At 61.9% G+C, this 17,843-nt stretch carries 20 protein-coding genes; all 20 read right to left on the bottom strand.

Going from position 1 to position 17,843, the window contains the following annotated elements; all coding sequences use genetic code 11:
• Positions 1-14: 14 nt before the first annotated feature.
• Positions 15-743: a class I SAM-dependent methyltransferase gene (locus HX805_RS09365; protein WP_177116814.1), complete on the bottom strand. Its 729-nt coding sequence runs from the start codon at positions 741-743 to the stop codon at positions 15-17.
• A 38-nt stretch (positions 744-781) separates the two neighbouring features.
• Positions 782-1,702 carry a PfkB family carbohydrate kinase gene (locus HX805_RS09370; RefSeq protein WP_177035141.1) on the bottom strand — a complete coding sequence of 307 codons (921 nt, stop codon included), beginning with the start codon at positions 1,700-1,702 and terminating at the stop codon, positions 782-784.
• A complete protein-coding gene (locus HX805_RS09375) occupies positions 1,695-3,161 on the bottom strand; it encodes a cytosine permease (protein ID WP_008434943.1) in 1,467 nt (488 codons plus the stop codon). The genes HX805_RS09370 and HX805_RS09375 overlap by 8 nt, the downstream gene beginning before the upstream one ends.
• Positions 3,162-3,359: 198 nt before the next feature.
• Positions 3,360-4,361 (bottom strand): ADP-ribosylglycohydrolase family protein, encoded by a 1,002-nt coding sequence (locus tag HX805_RS09380; protein WP_177116815.1) that lies wholly within the window; start codon positions 4,359-4,361, stop codon positions 3,360-3,362.
• A complete protein-coding gene (locus HX805_RS09385) occupies positions 4,358-5,071 on the bottom strand; it encodes a GntR family transcriptional regulator (RefSeq protein ID WP_080673275.1) in 714 nt (237 codons plus the stop codon). The genes HX805_RS09380 and HX805_RS09385 overlap by 4 nt, the downstream gene beginning before the upstream one ends.
• A 70-nt stretch (positions 5,072-5,141) precedes the next feature.
• On the bottom strand, positions 5,142-5,702 hold the full coding sequence (locus tag HX805_RS09390) for a DUF1285 domain-containing protein (protein WP_177116816.1): 561 nt from the start codon (positions 5,700-5,702) through the stop codon (positions 5,142-5,144).
• Between the two features lie 17 nt (positions 5,703-5,719).
• Positions 5,720-6,325, bottom strand: a complete 606-nt coding sequence (locus HX805_RS09395; RefSeq protein ID WP_063027950.1) for a DUF4823 domain-containing protein — start codon at positions 6,323-6,325, stop codon at positions 5,720-5,722.
• A 75-nt stretch (positions 6,326-6,400) separates the two neighbouring features.
• On the bottom strand, positions 6,401-7,369 hold the full coding sequence (locus HX805_RS09400) for a GTP 3',8-cyclase MoaA (protein WP_004371275.1): 969 nt from the start codon (positions 7,367-7,369) through the stop codon (positions 6,401-6,403).
• Positions 7,370-7,508: 139 nt separating this feature from the next.
• Complete coding sequence (locus tag HX805_RS09405; protein ID WP_004371278.1) at positions 7,509-8,162, bottom strand: TetR/AcrR family transcriptional regulator; 654 nt, start codon at positions 8,160-8,162, stop codon at positions 7,509-7,511.
• 438 nt (positions 8,163-8,600) lie between these two features.
• Positions 8,601-9,386 (bottom strand): TatD family hydrolase, encoded by a 786-nt coding sequence (locus tag HX805_RS09410; RefSeq protein WP_087692771.1) that lies wholly within the window; start codon positions 9,384-9,386, stop codon positions 8,601-8,603.
• Positions 9,387-9,449: 63 nt separating this feature from the next.
• Positions 9,450-10,439, bottom strand: coding sequence for a DNA polymerase III subunit delta' (locus HX805_RS09415; protein ID WP_004371282.1), 990 nt, complete (start codon positions 10,437-10,439; stop codon positions 9,450-9,452).
• Positions 10,432-11,064, bottom strand: a complete 633-nt coding sequence (gene tmk / locus HX805_RS09420) for a dTMP kinase (protein WP_008434959.1) — start codon at positions 11,062-11,064, stop codon at positions 10,432-10,434. The genes HX805_RS09415 and tmk overlap by 8 nt, the downstream gene beginning before the upstream one ends.
• Positions 11,065-11,083: 19 nt before the next feature.
• Positions 11,084-12,202, bottom strand: a complete 1,119-nt coding sequence (mltG, locus tag HX805_RS09425; RefSeq protein ID WP_177027693.1) for an endolytic transglycosylase MltG — start codon at positions 12,200-12,202, stop codon at positions 11,084-11,086.
• Position 12,203: 1 nt separating this feature from the next.
• Positions 12,204-13,019, bottom strand: coding sequence for an aminodeoxychorismate lyase (gene pabC / locus HX805_RS09430; RefSeq protein WP_177116817.1), 816 nt, complete (start codon positions 13,017-13,019; stop codon positions 12,204-12,206).
• The gene (gene fabF / locus HX805_RS09435; RefSeq protein ID WP_177116818.1) at positions 13,019-14,263 is read right to left on the bottom strand and encodes a beta-ketoacyl-ACP synthase II; all 1,245 of its coding nucleotides are present in this window, start codon (positions 14,261-14,263) and stop codon (positions 13,019-13,021) included. The genes pabC and fabF overlap by 1 nt, the downstream gene beginning before the upstream one ends.
• Positions 14,264-14,373: 110 nt before the next feature.
• The gene (acpP, locus tag HX805_RS09440) at positions 14,374-14,610 is read right to left on the bottom strand and encodes an acyl carrier protein (protein WP_004371293.1); all 237 of its coding nucleotides are present in this window, start codon (positions 14,608-14,610) and stop codon (positions 14,374-14,376) included.
• Positions 14,611-14,802: 192 nt separating this feature from the next.
• Entirely contained in the window at positions 14,803-15,546 is a 744-nt protein-coding gene (gene fabG / locus HX805_RS09445) for a 3-oxoacyl-ACP reductase FabG (protein WP_004371297.1), read from the bottom strand.
• 30 nt (positions 15,547-15,576) lie between these two features.
• Positions 15,577-16,515 (bottom strand): ACP S-malonyltransferase, encoded by a 939-nt coding sequence (fabD, locus tag HX805_RS09450; RefSeq protein WP_023659248.1) that lies wholly within the window; start codon positions 16,513-16,515, stop codon positions 15,577-15,579.
• A gap of 126 nt (positions 16,516-16,641) precedes the next feature.
• Positions 16,642-17,652 carry a phosphate acyltransferase PlsX gene (gene plsX / locus HX805_RS09455; RefSeq protein ID WP_177116819.1) on the bottom strand — a complete coding sequence of 337 codons (1,011 nt, stop codon included), beginning with the start codon at positions 17,650-17,652 and terminating at the stop codon, positions 16,642-16,644.
• A gap of 4 nt (positions 17,653-17,656) precedes the next feature.
• The gene (gene rpmF / locus HX805_RS09460) at positions 17,657-17,839 is read right to left on the bottom strand and encodes a 50S ribosomal protein L32 (RefSeq protein WP_004371305.1); all 183 of its coding nucleotides are present in this window, start codon (positions 17,837-17,839) and stop codon (positions 17,657-17,659) included.
• Positions 17,840-17,843 lie beyond the last annotated feature (4 nt).

Consider the following 17,843-nt stretch of genomic DNA (forward strand, 5'->3'; position numbering starts at 1 on the left):
TTGCAGCCACGGAATCAGCGGTGGGCGGCCACCAGTAGCATCATTGGGCGCTCAAGCTCTTCTGCCAGTGCCGGACGGGCCTTCAGGTCCGCTTCGCTCGGGCCCCACTCGTCGACATGAGTCAGGGTAAACCCCGCCTGGATCAACAGCGTCAGCAACGTGCCCACGGTGCGATGTTGCTTGATCACACCCTCCGCCAGCCAGTTTGTCACCCGTGGTCCTTGCAACTGGTAGCTGTCCACCGGCCAGCTCTTGCGCCCTTGCTCATCAATCAGCCAGCCCGGCTGCCGGGGCGCCATGAAGATCGGATGCTCGATGGAAAATACCAACCGCCCGCCCGGGACCAACGCTTGATGGATACGCGCGAACAGGCCCTTAAGATCGACGATGTAATGGAACGCCAATGAGCTATAGGCCAGGTCGAAAGTGGCATCCGGAAGCTCGAGTTTTTCCAGATCGGCAATGGCGTAGGTGATGGCCGAAGAGGACGTCATCTCCTTTGCCCGCGCCAGCATCTTTTGCGAGACATCCAGCCCCAGCACCTGTTCGGCGCCCTGCTCCTGCGCCCAGCGACTGAACCAGCCGTAGCCGCAACCCAGGTCCACCACTTTCAACCCTGGCATCGGCGGCAGCATGGATTGCAACGCCGGCCACTCCGGCGCGCCGGCGAGGCCTTCTACCGAGCGGCCCATTTTGCTGTAGCCCTCGAAGAAAACCTCGGTGTCGTAGATGTTCTGAGTCATGACGCTGCTCCGTGCTGAATGGCGACTATTCTGCCGAATCAGCCCTCGCTCAACAACGCATCCACTTCAGCCGTGCCCGGTGAGGTGGCCGGCCCCCAGCGCGTGACCGCCAAGGCCGCCGCCGCGTTCGCGCGACGTGCCGCGACAGCTGGCGCCAAACCATTGGCCAGGCCGGCGATAAACACCCCGGCGTGAGCATCGCCGGCACCGTTGCTGTCCACCGCCTTGACCTTGAATCCCGGCACATGCTCGCCCTGGCCATTACGGCTGATCCAGCAGCCATTCGGCCCATCGCGCACCACCAGCAAGGTGTCGGCGGGCAAGTGCTCGTTGAGCTTGAGCAATGCCCCCGCCAGATCGCTCGCGCCGGTAAAGGCCAGCGCTTCCGGACCGTTGCTGGTCCAGATATCGATACGCGGCAACAGGGCGACCATCAAGGCCGAGTCCGGTGCCTTCACCAGCGGGCCCGGATCGAACACCACCGTGATCTGGCGCGGCAATGCCAATAGCCAATCGAGCAACGCCTGGGCCTTGCCTTCCAGCAGCAGGCTGTAGCCACTGACGTACACGTAGTCGTCGTCGCGTGGTACCGCATTGGCCAGGTCTTGCGCCAGCAAGTCACCCTCAGCGCCAATATGGGAAATGAAGGTGCGCTCGGTAGTGGCTTCGGTCAGGGACACACACAGGCCTGTGTCCTTGTCGTCGCTGGCGGCCAGGGCCATTTCAATGCCTTCGGCTTGCATTGCCGCACGTGCCAGGTCGCCGAAGCGGCCGGTGCCATGGCGGCCCAGGTAGACCACCGGCAAGCCGTTGCGTCGGGCCGCGGCCATCACGTTGAAGCCACCGCCGGCTTCGAAGCTGGCGGAGTTGGCCAATACATCGCCACCGGTGGCAGGCAATGTGTCGAGGGACATGACCAGGTCAACGATGACCTGGCCGCTGTGCAGCAATCTAGACATTAGCGCTCTCTACCAAAGCCGGGCGACGATCAGCCGCGCCACCCAGTACCGCATAAATCCCGCCGGCCACCAGGAAGGTGACGATCCAGCCCAGGCCGTTGTGGCCCAGCCACGAATCGGACAGCGGACCGGCGAACCAGATGTTCTCGGCCGTGGTGCCGATGGTGGTGAAGCTGAAGCCCAGCACGATCGCAATCGCCCAGGCGCCGAACGCACGCCATTCAACTCCGCCACGGTACCAGTAGGCGCTGCTTGGCGTTACGTCCAGCAGGTCTTTGGGGCTGTAGTAGTGGCGATGAATCAGGTCGACGACAAAGATCCCGACCCAGGCGGTGATCGGTACCGCCAGCAACGAGATGAAGGTGATGAACGGGCCGTAGAAGCTGTCGGCGATCAGCATGAAGTAGATCGAACCGGCGAAGATCGCAACGATGTCGACGATCACCGCGTGCACGCGCTTGACCTTCAAACCGAGGGTCAAGGTGGTGAGCCCCGCCGAGTACACCGACAGGTTATTCGACAGCAACAGCCCGCCAAACGCGGTGATCAGGTACGGCACCGCCATCCAGGTCGGCAGCATGTCGCGAATCGCGATGATCGGGTCAGTGGCCGACGCCAGGTCGTTGTTGCCCACCGACAGCAAACCGCCGAGGGTGATCAACAGCACCAGCGGAATCCCCGCACCGAATGCCGCGGAGGCCACCAGGCGCACGGCCTTGACGCTGCGGTGCTGGTAGCGCGACATGTCGGCACCGGCGTTGGCCCAGCCGATACCCGTACCGGCGGCCATGGTGCCGACGCCGATGATCATCGCGCTCAACGGCGCAGGCGTGGCGTTGAATACCGCGCTCCAGTCGATGGTGGCGCAGAGGAAGCCGCCCACCAGGATATTCAGTGCGCCGAACACGTAGGTGGCCCACTTCTGGATCACCAGCAAGGTGGCATGGCCCAGGCCCGACACGGCGAGGGTCAGCAGCACGAAGATGCCGATGAACAGCAGGGTCAGTACCGGAGCGCTTTTGGCGGCAACCGGCGAATTGAACAGGATCGAGCACAACGACAACAGCACGAACGCAGCCGTAGTGGTGTTGACGGTTTCCCAGCCGAGGCGCGACATCAGCGACACCAGCGTCGGGCCGATATTGCCGCGTACGCCAAAGATCGCCCGGGACAGGGTCAGGCTCGGTGCACGGCCACGACGGCCGGCGATGGAGATGATGCCCACCACCGCAAACGAACCGGCAGCGCCGAGGATTGCGACGATGATCGCCTGCCAGATCGCCAGGCCGCGAAACGCCACGAGGGTCGCGCCCAGGGGCAAGCCGAGGATGCTGATGTTGGCCGCAAACCAGACCCAGAACAGTTGCAGCGGATGGCCGTTGCACTCGCCTTCCGGGACCGGCTCGATGCCGCGTGTTTCCAATTGCCCGGCGCTTTGGCCGGAAGAGGACGTACTCATGGTGGGGTGCTCCTGATGCCTGTTTTTTTGTGGTTGTGGCAGGTTGGCAAGTTGAATCTGTGTTCCGGTCTTCCTGACTCGACTGGATCAATGTGGGAGCTGGCTTGCCTGCGATAGCGTGGTGTCAGTCGATGATTCATCAACTGATCGACCGCTATCGCAGGCAAGCCAGCTCCCACATTTTTCGATCTGCGGTGCTCAGCGCAGCTCGAGCAGGCCTTGGACCAAGGGTTCCAGGTCCAAGCGGTTAACCTGCTTGACCTGTTCGATCATCGCCTCAGGCCAGCACTGCATCCCCAGGCACGCACCGAGCATCGCGCCGAGAATCGCCGCGATGGTGTCGGTGTCGCCGCCGAGGCTGGCGGCCATGCACAGGGCTTCGATGGCGTTCATTTCACCCACCGCGACTTGCTGCGCGAGGGCAAACGACACCACCACCGATTCCTGGGATGCCACGGAGGTGCCGATCAATTCGTAAAGCAGGTCGGTAATCAGCGCCTTGTCGCCGCTGTCGACACTCAAGGTGCGCGCCCAACTGATGCGGGTGGCGATGCGCCCGCCGGCAATCCAGTGGCCGTGGTTTTCCGCCTGCTGGGCGATCTGCGTGCCGATGTTCAGCGCTTCGCCCAGATCGACGCCGTTGATCCCGGCGGAAACCACCGCCGCCACCGCCGCCGCGCTGGAGATGCCCAGGTTGGTGTTATGGGTGACCTGGCACGCCTGGATCACCGCCTGGATAAACTGCGCCGGGTCGTTGACGTCCGCCGCGATGCCCACCGGGGTGATGCGCATGGCGGCGCCGTTGGTGGTGCCGTAGCGCCCGGACTCTTCCGGGGTATGGCCCGCCAGGATCATGTCGATCGCCCGTTTGGTCGAGGGGCCCAGCAAATCCTGGGAACCCTTGGCGCGCATCACCGCTTCCCAGTCGATCAAACGTTGGGCGAGTTCGGTGGGTTCAATCCTGCCCTGCCCGTCCACCAGCAACTGGCCGACGAGGATGGCCTGTTCGGTGTCATCGGTGATCGAGCCCTTGGGCATGTTCGGCGCGATCGGCTGATCGGCGTCGGCATCTTCCAGGCCGGTGATCGCGCCGAAACGCGCCTTGACCTGCTCGCGGCTCAGGGACTGGGTGGGCATGCCCAACGCATCGCCCAGGGCCAGGCCGTAGAAGGCGCCGAGGGCGCGGGTGGTGGCGGTCATGTCGGTGTTCCAAATTGAAGGTGCAAGCGGAAATGCAGAGGGTCGAGCAGGCTTTCGACGGATTCCATGAAGCGGTCCTGGCGGTCGTAGGTGGTGCGCAGGGCCTTGAGGAACACCGTGCCCACCGGGCGCCCCAGGAGCTGGGCGTCTTCTTCGTTCAGAGGCTCGGCACCGATCCATTGATTGCCGGTGGCGCCGACATAGCCATAGGCCGCCAGGGTGATGGTCAGGGAATTATCGATCAGGCCGACTTGCGGCAGGCTTTCGAGGCCACCCGAGGCCGGCATCAGCGAGCGCTCCAGGGACACGAACGTGCCGTCGGCAGCGCGACGGCGGCGGTCGAGGGCGATGAATTGGTCGCTGCCGTGACGGCTGAGCAGGTCCGGGCGGGTGACCGCTTCCAGGCGCAGGATTTCGGAGGTCACCACCGCGCCGGTGTCGGCCAGGGCTTGGGCCCAGCCGCTGCGCTGGTCGAGCACCATGCCGTCGAAGGTGACGATGGAGCCGACACCGCTTTGGGTGGCGATGTAGCTGCGGCGCTTGAGTTCGGCCAGGGCTTCACGCAGGGTGCCGCGGCTGACGGAAAACTCTTCGGCCAGTTGGTGCTCGCCCGGCAGCAGGACACCGTCAGCCATCACTCCACCCTCGATACGGCGGATCAGTTCGTCGACGACGCGTTTTTTCTTATCAAATCGGACATGTCTAATCATGTACAAATTGATAACCGAAAGCGCCCGGCTACAGCAAGCGATTTATTTCAGGGAGAGCGAGAAATCAGCCTCAGGGCTCCAGGCCGATGGGGAAAAATACCCCGCCGCTCCAGACGCCAAGCCAGTTCTTACCGTTGATCGGACGGGCCACCGCCAACTCCACCAACTGATAGAACGCATTGCGATGGACCAAGGCTTCGAGGTTGGTGCGCACCCGCAGGTACGGCGAGGGTTCCTGGGTTTCCGGGTCAATCATCACCCGCAGCGGATGTTCGATACCGGCTTCGACCTGTTCATCGACATTGGTGGTAAAGCGCAGGACTTGGCTCTCGCCCTGCCCTTCGACTTCCAGGGTCACGGCGACGAAGGGCGCGTCATCGACCTTGATCCCGACCTTTTCCACCGGGGTGATCAGGAAATAATCATCGCCATCGCGGCGGATGATATTGGAGAACAGCTTGACCATCGGCTTGCGGCCAATCGGCGTGCCCATGTAGAACCAGGTGCCGTCGCGGGCGATGCGCATGTCGATATCGCCGCAAAACGCCGGGTTCCACAGATGCACCGGTGCGGGCCCCTTGCCCTTGGGCAATTGCGCCAACAGGTCATTGGCCTTGGCCGGATCGGTCATGCTGCTCTCCTTGTGTCTTACTGATCGCTCATGCCCAACAGGCTGCGCGCGTAGTGCGCCAGGGGCTTGCCGATCAGGTCATCAGGCTTGTTGTCGTGGAACGTCAGTAAACCGCCACGGCTATGAATCCGCACAGTATCAATCAAATACTGGGTGCTGGTCTCGATCAACATGACCTGAATGGTGCCGGTGTCGATGCCCAGGCGATCCACCGCCTCCTGGTCAGACCATTCATCGGCGTTGCCGATACGGTCATCCGCCTGGGCGAAGCGGCAGTACAGCAGGTAATGCGCACCCGCCGCGCGGGCTTCCGACATCGCCTGCTCGAGGCCTTCCGGCTTGCGGGCGCGGCGGACCATCGGGAAATATTCGACAAATCCGTTGAAGGCTTCCTCGGCCACCACGTTAGGCCGTGGATAAGCACTGCCCGGCGGGGTGAAGGCGCCCTGGGCGATGAAGACGAAGGAGTCCGGCTGTATGCGGACCGAATTGACGCGGCGAGTATCGCTGTGGTCCAGCAGCCCGGCATCGCTCATCTGATAGCGCGTGCCTTCGGCCATATCACTGACGGTCATGCAGCCACCCAGCGCGAGTGACGCCAGCACCAAAACCAGACTACGCATCCTAATTCTCCAAAGGCCGGTGACGGAAAACCGGCGAATGGGCACGAGATGCAGATTTTGCGCCAGCTTGCGAGACTAGCCGCCGATGATCTTCATGATGGTGGCGCCGCCGGAGAAGGCCACTTCCTGCTTGTCACCCAAGGCCTTGACCAACAAGCGCTGCAAGGCCGGCAGGGCCTGGTGGCGGGGTTTGTCCAGCAGGTCGCCGACGTAGTGGCGGTTGCTCGACGACAGACAGCCATGCAGCCAGCCGGTGGACGACAGGCGCAAACGCGAACAGGTCCGGCAGAACGGCACGCTTTCGTTGGCAATGACACCGAAGAAACCTTTGCCGGGCACTTCGTAGCGCACGGCAGTGGCGTCCACCGGGGCGTTGGCTTGCAGGTATTCGTACTGTTCGCCGATCAGGCTGAGCAATTGCTGAAGGCTGACGAATTGCTGCAGGAACGCGTTGGAATCGTTGGCCAGGTGGCCCATGCGCATCAATTCGATAAAGCGCAACTCGTAGCCACGCTCCAGGCAGTAGTCGAGCAGCGGCATCACCTGGTCGAGGTTCTGGCCGCGCAGCGGCACCATGTTGACCTTGATCTTGATTCCGGCGGCGCTCGCCTGGTCCATGCCATCGAGCACGGTGGCCAGGTCGCCACCGCGAGCGATGCTGCGGAAGGCGTCGGCGTCCAGGGTGTCGAGGGACACGTTGATCCGGCGAATCCCGGCGTCCACCAGCAGCGGCAGTTTGCGCGCCAGCAGTTGGCCGTTGGTGGTCAGGCTGATATCACTAAGCCCCATCTGCCCCACCGCGCCCATGAAGGCTTCCAGCTTGGGGCTGACCAACGGTTCACCGCCGGTAATCCGCAGGCGCTCGATGCCGGCGGCCTCGATCAGGTACTCGACACCCCGCGCCATCGCCTCGGCCGACAGTTCGTCCTGCGCAGCCACCAGCCGCTTGCCGTTGGGCACGCAGTAGGTACAGGCGTAATTGCAGGCTGAGGTCAGGCTGATCCGCAAATTGCGGAATCGCCTGCCTTGACGATCAACGATCATGGATCACTCCGGCAGAGGATAATTCGGGCGCACTAAAACCTGACTGAAAAATCAAGTTTTAGCAAGGTCCTTGCCTGAGTATATTCCTGGGTTACTGCGCTGGGCAGGAAATCATATCGCCATCACGCTGGCGAATGATTCAAGTGGCCGGCGTTTCGGCGTTCGGCAAATCAGTGCTGTGCTTGCGCTTGTTGCCCATGCGCACGCCGATGTCCATCAGGAACTGGAAGAAACCTTCCTGGTCTTCCAGCACATTGCTCCAGAACGGCGAGTGGTACAACGCCACGGCGCCGTGCACCAACGCCCAGGCGGCGCAGTAGTGGAAATACGGTGGCACGTCTTCGAGCTTGCCTTCGCTGATACGGCCCTTGATCAGCAGGGTCAGGCGTTCGAAGTTCGAGGCACGGATCTTGTGCAGCTCCTCGACCATTTCCGGCACCTGATGGCCCTTCACCACTTTTTCTTCCAGGCGATCAAACAAGCGGTAGCGCTGCGGGTCACGCATGCGGAACTCGAAGTAGGCGCGGGACAGCGCTTCCTTGTCCTTGTCGACATCGGCCGAGTGCAGCAGCTCGTTCAGGTCGCGCTCGTAGTCGAGCATCAGGCGCAGGTAGATCTCGGCCTTGGACTTGAAGTGCTTGTAGATGGTGCCTTTGCCGATACCCACGGCATCCGCAATCATCTCGACGGTGACGCTGTCTTCACCCTGGTCGAGGAACAGCTTGAGTGCGGTGTCGAGAATTTCCTGCTCGCGGCGGCGAAACTCACGGACCTTGCGGGGTTCTTTGTGCATAAGAAAAAGGTCTGCAGAGATGGATATTGGAAGGGCGTTCGCTCCCCAAGCCGTGCTTGTCGGAACGTTTTACCCGGTGCGCGGGATTATCCCGACTGAACGGTCGTTGGGCAACGCCTATATGAACAACCTTTGCACTTAACTTACAACACGCCAACGAATGTGCCGATTCGAGTCAGAAATAAAACAGGTGATTGGCGCGTGTGCATCGCATCCAATGAGAACTCAACCGAAGCGGGCGTATTCCAAATCTGTTTAAAAAACGATCAGATGTGGCTGGACTGAATCGGATACTGATCAATACTTGAAATGTCGGCGTGGCATCTCCCCCAAGTGACGCGTCGACCTGGGTACCGACGGACTGCGTACCCTTGTTTTACTCCTAATGGTCTTAGCCCGGATTCACCCCCCAGAACCCGGGTTTTTTTTGCCTGCGATTCAGTGGCCGACGTGGGCCAGCGGGAACAGGCGCTTGAAGTTTTCGGTGGTCTGTTCGGCAAAGCGCTCGTAGGACTCGCCCCGCAGCATCGCCAGGTAATCCGCCACATCCCGTACGTATTCCGGCAGGTTGGGTTTGCCGCGATGGGGAATTGGCGCCAGGTACGGCGAATCGGTTTCCACCAGCAGGCGGTCTGCCGGGACCTGGCGCGCGACATCGCGCAGGGCATCGGCGTTGCGGAAGGTCACGATGCCCGACAAGGAAATGTAGAAACCAAGGTCCAGCGCGGCCTTGGCCATGTCCCAGTCTTCAGTGAAGCAATGCAGCACACCAGCCTGGGGCAGCGCGGCTTCGCGCAGCAGGGTCAGGGTGTCGGCACGGGCGCCACGGGTGTGGACGATCACCGGCTTGCCAGTCTGCTGGGCGGCTTGCAGGTGCAGACGGAACGACGCCTGCTGCAACTCGGCGGCTTCCGGTTCGTAGTGGTAATCCAGGCCGGTCTCACCGATGGCCACCACGCGCGGGTGATTGAGTTCACCGAGCAGCCAGTCGAGGGCCGGGGCTTCGCCGGGCTTGAGGTCCAGCGGGTGAATGCCCACCGAGCAGTCGACATCGGCATAACGATCGGCCAGGGCTTTGACGTCGGCGGCGTTTTCCGCGCTGACGCCGATGCACAGGAAGTGCCCTACCCCGCGCTGGCGCGCAGCTTCAAGGGCGGCGTCGAGGGAGCCGTTGTGCTGGGCCAGGTCGAGGCGATCAAGGTGGCAATGGGAATCTACGAGCATAGGGATCTACAACTTGAGTCACGGAAAGTGTCTGGCCAACGATACACCCGTCGGCCACTGAAATTAACGGCGGCCGAGCAAACCGACCCACTGCACCAGCAAGGCCTCAAGCAACAGCACGCGATTGAGGTTGGCCTTGCCGAGGACCTTCTGGCGTTGGGCGAGGATCCAGTCCTGGATGTTCAGCACCTTGTCCTGGGCGCTCTTCTGCGCCAGGTATTGCACGACTTTGCGCATGTCCGGCAGCCCAAGGCCGTTTTCGTCCTGGGTCAGCTGGTAGCGCAGGATCAGGCTCGACCAGTCGCAAAACCAGTCGAACAGCAGCAGCAAGGGAATGTCTTTCCAGGCGCTTTCGGCCAGTTGCGTGGCCGACACTTCCTGCTTGAGCAGTTTCTTCACCCCGTCCACCACCAGCGCACGCTGTTCACGCACGCCCTGGGCCTGGAGCTTGACCGCCGCCAGGGGCGAACCGGCCGCCAGGGTCAGCAACTCGACGCGCTCCGCCTCGCCGCAGTCCGGCAACGCCTGGGCCAGCCACTGCAAGCTCATGGCTTCGCTCGGCAACGGGCAGGCCTGCTGCACGCAGCGGCTGCGAATGGTCGGCAGCAGGCGGCTGGACTGGTGGCTGACCAGCAGCAGCACGGTATCGCCGGACGGTTCTTCCAGGCTCTTGAGCAAGGCGTTGGCGGCGTTGATGTTCATCGACTCCACCGGTTCGATCAGCACCACCTTGCGCCCGCCCATCTGCGCGGTCTGCACCACGAAGCTGACCAGATCACGCACCTGGTCGACCTTGATCGCCTTGTCGGCCTCTTCCGGTTCCAGCAGATAGTTGTCCGGGTGGCTGCCGGCCTTGAGCAGCATGCAGGATTTACATTCGCCGCAGGCTTCCAGGCCGTTGGGCCGCTGGCACAACAAGCTGGCCATCAGCCGCTCGGCCAGGGCGCGCTTGCCGATGCCCACCGGGCCGTGGAGCAGGTAGGCGTGGGCGTGCTGGGCACGGCCCGCCAGTTGCTGCCAGAGGCTGTCCTGCCACGGGTAGGCTTCAGCCACGGACACGCTCCACAAGCTTCGGCAACAGGGCGTCAATGCACTGCTGAACCTGAGTCAACGGTTGTGCGGCGTCCAACAGGTAGTAACGAGCGGGGTCGGCTTCGGCGCGCTTGAGAAACGCGCCGCGCACAGCTTCAAAAAAGACTCGGGTTTCCAGTTCGAAACGATCGAGGCGACCCCGGGCGGTGGCACGGGCCATGCCGACTTCCACCGGGAGATCGAACACCAGGGTCAGGTCGGGCCGCAAATCGCCCTGGACGAAGGTCTCCAAGGCCGCAATGCGCTCCAGGGACAAGCCACGACCGCCGCCCTGATAGGCATAGGTGGAATCGGTAAACCGGTCACAAATCACCACGGCGCCCCGGGCCAGTGCCGGGCGAATGACTTCGGCCAGGTGCTGGGCGCGGGCGGCGAACACCAGCAACAGCTCGGTGTCGGGGTTCATCTGTTCGTCGCCCGGGGTCAGCAGCACTTCACGGATACGCTCGGCCAGTGGCGTGCCGCCAGGCTCACGGGTCAGCAGCACCTCGATACCTTCGGCGCGCAGGCGCTCGGCCAGGTATTCACGGTTGGTGCTCTTGCCGGCGCCTTCCGGGCCTTCCAGGGTAATAAACAAGCCAGTCACAGGCAGTCCTTAGTCAGAGTCATTGCGGGCTTTGTGGTGCGGCGTCATCGGGTGCCGGAGCCGGCTCGGCGGGCGTATCCACCGGCGCGTCCGCAGGCTTTGCCGCCGGCGCCGGGCTGGAACGGTAATCGGCGCGGCGCTTCATCTGGAACTCACGCACTGCTGCGTTATGCGCATCCAGGTTATCCGAGAAAATATGGCTGCCATCGCCGCGGGCAACGAAATACAGGCTGCTGCCCGCCACCGGGTTCAGCGCAGCATGAATCGCCTCCCGCCCGACCATGGCGATCGGCGTCGGCGGCAGGCCGGCGATCACGTAGGTGTTGTAGGGCGTGGCTTCCTTGAGGTGTGCGCGGGTCAGCTTGCCGGTGTAGCGCTCGCCGAGGCCGTAGATCACCGTCGGGTCGGTTTGCAGCAGCATGCCGATCTGCATGCGCCGCACGAATACCCCGGCGATCTGGCCGCGCTCTTCCGGCACGCCGGTTTCTTTCTCCACCAGCGAGGCCATGATCAGCGCTTGATAGGGGTCGGTGTACGGCGCATCGGCCGCGCGCTTGCTCCACTCCTGGGCGAGGACATCGTCCAGACGGTTGTAGGATTTTTTCAGCAGTTCGACGTCGCTCATGCCGCGCACGAAGCGGTAGGTGTCCGGGAAGAAGCGCCCTTCAGGAAATACGCCCGGGTGGCCGAGTTTTTCCATCACCTCGCTGTCACTCAGGCCGGACAGGGTCTGCTCGATCTTTTCATGCTTGGCCAGGGCCGCGCGCACCTGGCGGAAGTTCCAGCCTTCCACCAGCGTAATGCTGTACTGCACCACTTCGCCACGCTGCCACAAGCCGATCAGGCCCTCGGCGGTGAGGCCCGGGGTCATGCGGTATTCGCCGCTGTGCAGCGGCTGGCCGTCGAGGTTGAAGCGCCAGTAGAGACGCAACCAGAACGCATCCTTGAGCACGCCGTCATTTTCCAGGCGATTGAAGGTGCCGGTGGGCGTCGCGCCAGCCGGTACGTCCAGCAATTGCTCCTGGGTCAGATTCAAGGGCTGCTCAAGGGCCGAGTTCAGCTTCCAGGCCGAAGCGCCCAGCAGCAAACCCGCCAGGACCAGACCGATCTCCAGCAACAATACAAATTTACGTCTCAAATCAAATATCCAATAGTGCGCGAACAATGCCCTGCAGTTTACGGGTGAGCGGCCCAACCGGCCAGCTCATCGCAGCACATCCGCGCACCGGCCAAATGCCATATACGCTGTTGCACACCAAGACTTCATCGGCCTGTTGCAGCTGCTCAAGGCTGATATCGGCCACGCTCGTCGGAATGCCCAACGCCTGCGCCTGGGCCAACACCTCGGCCCGCATGACGCCGGCGACGCCGCAGCGTTTCAGATCAGCGGTCAGCAACACGCCGTTACGCACCAGAAACAGGTTGCTGAAGACGCCTTCGATGACTCGACCGGACATATCCAGCATCAAACCTTCGGCGTGCTCGGCATCCTGCCATTCGGCGCGGGCGAACACCTGTTCCAGTCGATTGAGGTGCTTGAGGCCGGCGAGCAACGGTTGCTCGGACAAACGCGTGGTACACGCAAACAGGCGGATGCCTGACGCTGCATGTTCCGGGGGATAAGTGGCAGGTGGACTGCCTTGCAGAATGCGCCGCGCCGGAGCGCCAGCACTGATGCCATAACCGCGCTGGCTGTCGCCACGGGTCAGGATCAACTTGAGTACACCGTCATCGAGGGCGGCGGCGTAGGCCAGCAATTCGCTGCGGATCAGGGGTTGATCCGCAACAATCGCCAACCGCCTGCAACCTTCTTCAAGGCGCTGCAGGTGGCGGTCAAGCAGCACGGGCTGCCCGGCCTTGACGGCAATGGTCTCGAACAGCCCATCACCGTATGCCAGGCCACGGTCTTTCAGGGGCACTGCGCCCGCCGGCTGACCGTCGACCCAGCTCTCCATCACTCGGCGAACCGGCGGAACACCAGGGAACCGTTGGTACCACCAAAACCGAACGAGTTGGACAGCACCACGTCGATCGGCATCTTCTGCGGCTCGTGAGGCACGAAGTTCAGGTCGCAGCCCTCATCCGGTTCATCGAGGTTGATGGTCGGCGGAGCGACCTGATCGTTGATGGCCAGCACGCTGAAGATTGCCTCGACCGCGCCCGCCGCACCCAACAGGTGACCGGTCATGGACTTGGTGGAACTGACCGCCAGCTTGTAGGCATGCTCGCCGAATACCGACTTGATGGCCTCGGCTTCCGCCAGGTCGCCGGTCGGGGTCGAAGTGCCATGGGCATTGATGTACTGCACCTGGTCAACGTTGACCTTGGCATCACGCAACGCATTGGTGATGCAGCGTGCAGCACCCGCGCCGTCCGACGGAGGCGAGGTCATGTGGTACGCATCACCGCTCATGCCGAAACCAATCAGCTCGGCGTAGATGGTGGCGCCACGGGCCTTCGCGTGCTCCAGCTCTTCGAGTACCAGCGCACCGGCACCGTCGGCCAGAACAAAACCGTCGCGGCCCTTGTCCCACGGACGGCTGGCACGGGTCGGCTCGTCATTGCGGGTCGACAACGCACGGGACGCGCCGAAGCCGCCCATGCCCAAACCGCAGGCGGCCATCTCGGCACCGCCGGCGATCATCACGTCGGCCTCGTCATAGGCGATATTACGCGCCGCCATGCCGATGCAGTGAGTGCCCGTGGTGCACGCCGTGGAAATGGCGTAGTTGGGCCCCTGAGCACCCAAGTGGATGGACAGGAAACCGGAAATCATGTTGATGATCGAGCCAGGCACGAAGAACGGTGAAATTCTGCGAGGGCCGGACTCATGCAGGGTGCGGCTGGTTTCTTCGATATTGGTCAGACCGCCAATACCCGAACCCATGGCCACGCCGATGCGCTCACGGTTGGCGTCGGTGACTTCCAGGCCGGCATTATGCACCGCCTGAAAACCGGCTGCCAGGCCGTATTGAATGAACAGGTCGAGTTTGCGGGACTCTTTGACCGAGAGATATTCCTCGACATTGAAGTCCTTTACCGAGCCGCCAAAACGGGTGGAATAGGCAGAAAGGTCCGTGTGTTCGATCAGACCAATACCACTGCGGCCAGCCAGAATGCCCTGCCAACTGCTCGGCACATCCGTACCCAGTGGCGACAACATACCCATACCGGTGACTACGACGCGTCTACGCGACACAGCACTCTCCTTTTTCTAATGACGACACTTTGCATCAGGCTTAAAGGAAAAAACCGCACGCCATAGGGCAGTGCGGTTTTTCCATCACAGCAAGCGACGATTACAAACTATTACGCCTGGTGGCTAGTAACGTAGTCGATAGCAGCTTGAACGGTAGTGATTTTTTCAGCTTCTTCGTCCGGGATTTCGGTCTCGAATTCCTCTTCCAGAGCCATCACCAGCTCAACGGTGTCAAGGGAGTCGGCACCCAGGTCTTCAACGAAGGAAGCGCTGTTGGTCACTTCTTCTTCTTTAACGCCCAGTTGCTCGGCAACGATTTTCTTGACGCGCTCTTCGATGGTGCTCATACCTTGTTTTCACTCCTAATGGACAAATTCAGGCAGCTGGCCAGTGGGTAAGTGTATAGAAAGACTTTTCAGCTTTTCAACTGAAAGCTTCACCCTCGTACCCTATTGGCCATCTGCCTATAAATAGATTGCAGCTTTATAACGGATTTTAGACAGCTCGTATGACATTTTTTTGAAGCGATCCGTCACAATTTAACTCATGTACATCCCGCCGTTCACCGGGATTGTAGCCCCAGTCACGTATGCCGCACCGTCGGATGCCAGGAAAGCGACCACATTCGCGATCTCTTGAGCCTGGCCCAGACGGCCCAGCGGAATCTGCGTCAGCAACGCTTCACGCTGCGCTTCAGGCAATTCGCGGGTCATATCGGTGTCGATGAACCCTGGGGCCACCGAGTTGACCGTAATCGACCGCGAGCCTACTTCACGCGCCAATGCACGGCTGAAACCTTCCAGACCGGCCTTGGCGGCTGCGTAGTTTACTTGGCCTGCGTTGCCCATGGCACCCACAACAGAGCCAATATTGATAATTCGACCCCAACGAGCCTTGGTCATGCCGCGCAAAACACCCTTGGACAGGCGAAACAGACTGTTCAGGTTGGTATCAACGACGTCATGCCACTCGTCGTCTTTCATACGCATCATCAGGTTATCGCGGGTAATACCGGCATTGTTCACCAGAATAGCCGGTGCACCGAATTGCGCCGTGATTTCAGCCAATACGGCCGCCACGGACTCATCGCTGGTCACGTTAAGCTCAAGACCGGTGCCCTGGACGCCGTTTTCCTTCAGCGTCGCGGCAATACGTTCAGCGCCGGCGGCGGAGGTTGCGGTACCGATGACCACAGCGCCCAGACGGCCCAGCTCCAGGGCGATCGCCTGGCCAATGCCACGGCTTGCGCCGGTGACCAGTGCAACTTTACCTTGCAGACTCATGCAGGCTTCTCCTAGGTTCGGAAATTAACGTCAGGCCAGGGCTGCGCGAGCGGCAGCGAAGGCATCCGGGGTATTGAGGTTGGAAGTCGACACGCCTTCGGCGCAACGCTTGTTCAAGCCGGCGAGGACTTTGCCCGGGCCGCACTCTACCAATTGGGTGGCGCCGTTGGCGGCCAGGGTCTGCACCGACTCAACCCAGCGAACCGGCTTGTACAGCTGCTCCAGCAGATCGCGCTTGAGGGTTTCCAGGTCAGAGGCCACGGCGGCACTGACGTTCTGCACCAACGGAATCTGCGGCGCCTGCCAGTTGATCGCAGCGATCGACTCGGCGAAACGCTCGGCAGCCGGGCGCATCAGTTCGCAATGGGACGGCACGCTGACCGGCAACGGCAACGCACGCTTGGCGCCACGAGCCTTGCAGCCTTCGATGGCGCGCTCTACCGCCGCCTTGGCGCCGGCGATCACCACCTGGCCAGGGGAGTTGAAGTTCACGGCGCTGACCACTTCGCCCTGGGCCGCTTCGGCGCAGGCGGCAATCACGTCAGCATCTTCCAGGCCGAGAATGGCAGCCATGCCGCCCTGCCCGGCAGGAACCGCTTCCTGCATCAACTGGCCACGACGCTCCACCAGCTTGACCGCTTCACCGAGGGTCAGGCTGCCGGCAGCCACCAGGGCGCTGTATTCGCCCAGGCTATGACCGGCAACGTAGGCCGGACGTGCACCACCTTCAGCCAACCACAGGCGCCACAGGGCGATGGAGGCGGTGAGGATGGCGGGTTGGGTCTTGTCGGTTTGATTGAGCAGCTCTTCCGGCCCTTGCTGGGTCAGTGCCCACAGGTCGTAACCCAAGGCATCGGAGGCTTCCTTGAAAGTGTCCAGGACCAACTGATGTTCCGCGCCCAGCTCGGCCAACATGCCGAGGGACTGCGAACCCTGCCCTGGAAAGACGAATGCGAGGGATGTAGACATGTAACAAGCCCCTAATGATCTGGTCGTCGGAAATTGGCGCCCCACACGTGGGAGCGCAAGAAACTGACAGATTGGATGGTCAATTGAACTGGCCGGTCACATTTAAGCATTTCCGGCCCGATTCGCCTAAGGCAACAGATCCTCAAGGCGGCCGTGCAAGCGTTGCGGCAGGTTTTCCTGGATCTCGATCAAGGCGCGCTGGATGGCACTTTGAAAACCCTGCACCCCCGCCGAACCATGACTTTTCACCACGATGCCCTGCAACCCGAGGAAACTCGCACCATTGTGCCGCGCCGGAGCCAGGTCAGCCTGCAAGCGCCGCATCAAGGGCAGCGCCAGGGCGCCCACCAGGCGTGACGCCAGGTTGCGCTTGAACAAGGCCTCAATGCGCGCAGCAATCATCGTCGCCAGGCCCTCGCTGGACTTGAGCAGGATATTGCCGACAAAACCGTCGCATACCACCACGTCGGCTTCGCCGCGGTACAGACCGTCACCCTCGACAAAGCCGATGTAGTTCAGGCCTCGCGCGCTTTGCAACAGCGTCGCCGCCAGCTTGACCTGCTGGTTGCCCTTGATGTCTTCGGTGCCGATATTCAGCAGCGCCACCCGAGGCCGGGCCACGCCCAGCGCTTCGGCCGCCACCGAGCCCATCAGGGCAAAGTGCAGCAGATGCTCGGCACTGCAATCGACGTTCGCCCCCAGGTCCAGCAACTGGCAATAGCCCTGCTGGGTCGGAATAGCCGCAACCATCGCCGGCCGGTCAATGCCCGGCAGGGTTTTCAGCACATGCCGGGACAACGCCATCAACGCCCCGGTATTGCCGGCACTGACACAGGCCTGGGCCTTGCCGTCGCGTACCAGCTCAAGCGCCACCCGCATCGAAGAATCAGGCTTGCCGCGCAAGGCCTGCGCAGGCTTTTCATCCATGGTGATGGTTTCGCTGGCCGGTGTAATAGTCAGGCGCGCGCGATCCACCACCGGATGGCTGGCAATCAGTTCTTCAAGTAAGGAGGGTTGACCGACGAGGGTCAGGTGCAGCGAGGGCGTGGCAGACAGGCAAGCAATGCAGGCCTGAACAATGCTGCGGGGACCGAAGTCCCCGCCCATTGCGTCAATCGCGATGACTTGAGCAGACAAGTGATTACTCGTCAGCGCCCTTGTCGATCACTTTACGGCCACGGTATACGCCTTCTGGCGATACGTGGTGACGCAGGTGAACTTCACCGGTGGTTTTTTCTACAGACAGAGTGCTTGCCGTCAGGGCGTCGTGCGAACGACGCATGTCACGGGCAGAGCGGGATTTTTTGTTCTGCTGAACAGCCATAATT

Origin of the sequence: Pseudomonas sp. G5001, assembly GCF_013385475.1 — a bacterium.
Classification (GTDB): Bacteria; Pseudomonadota; Gammaproteobacteria; order Pseudomonadales; family Pseudomonadaceae; genus Aquipseudomonas.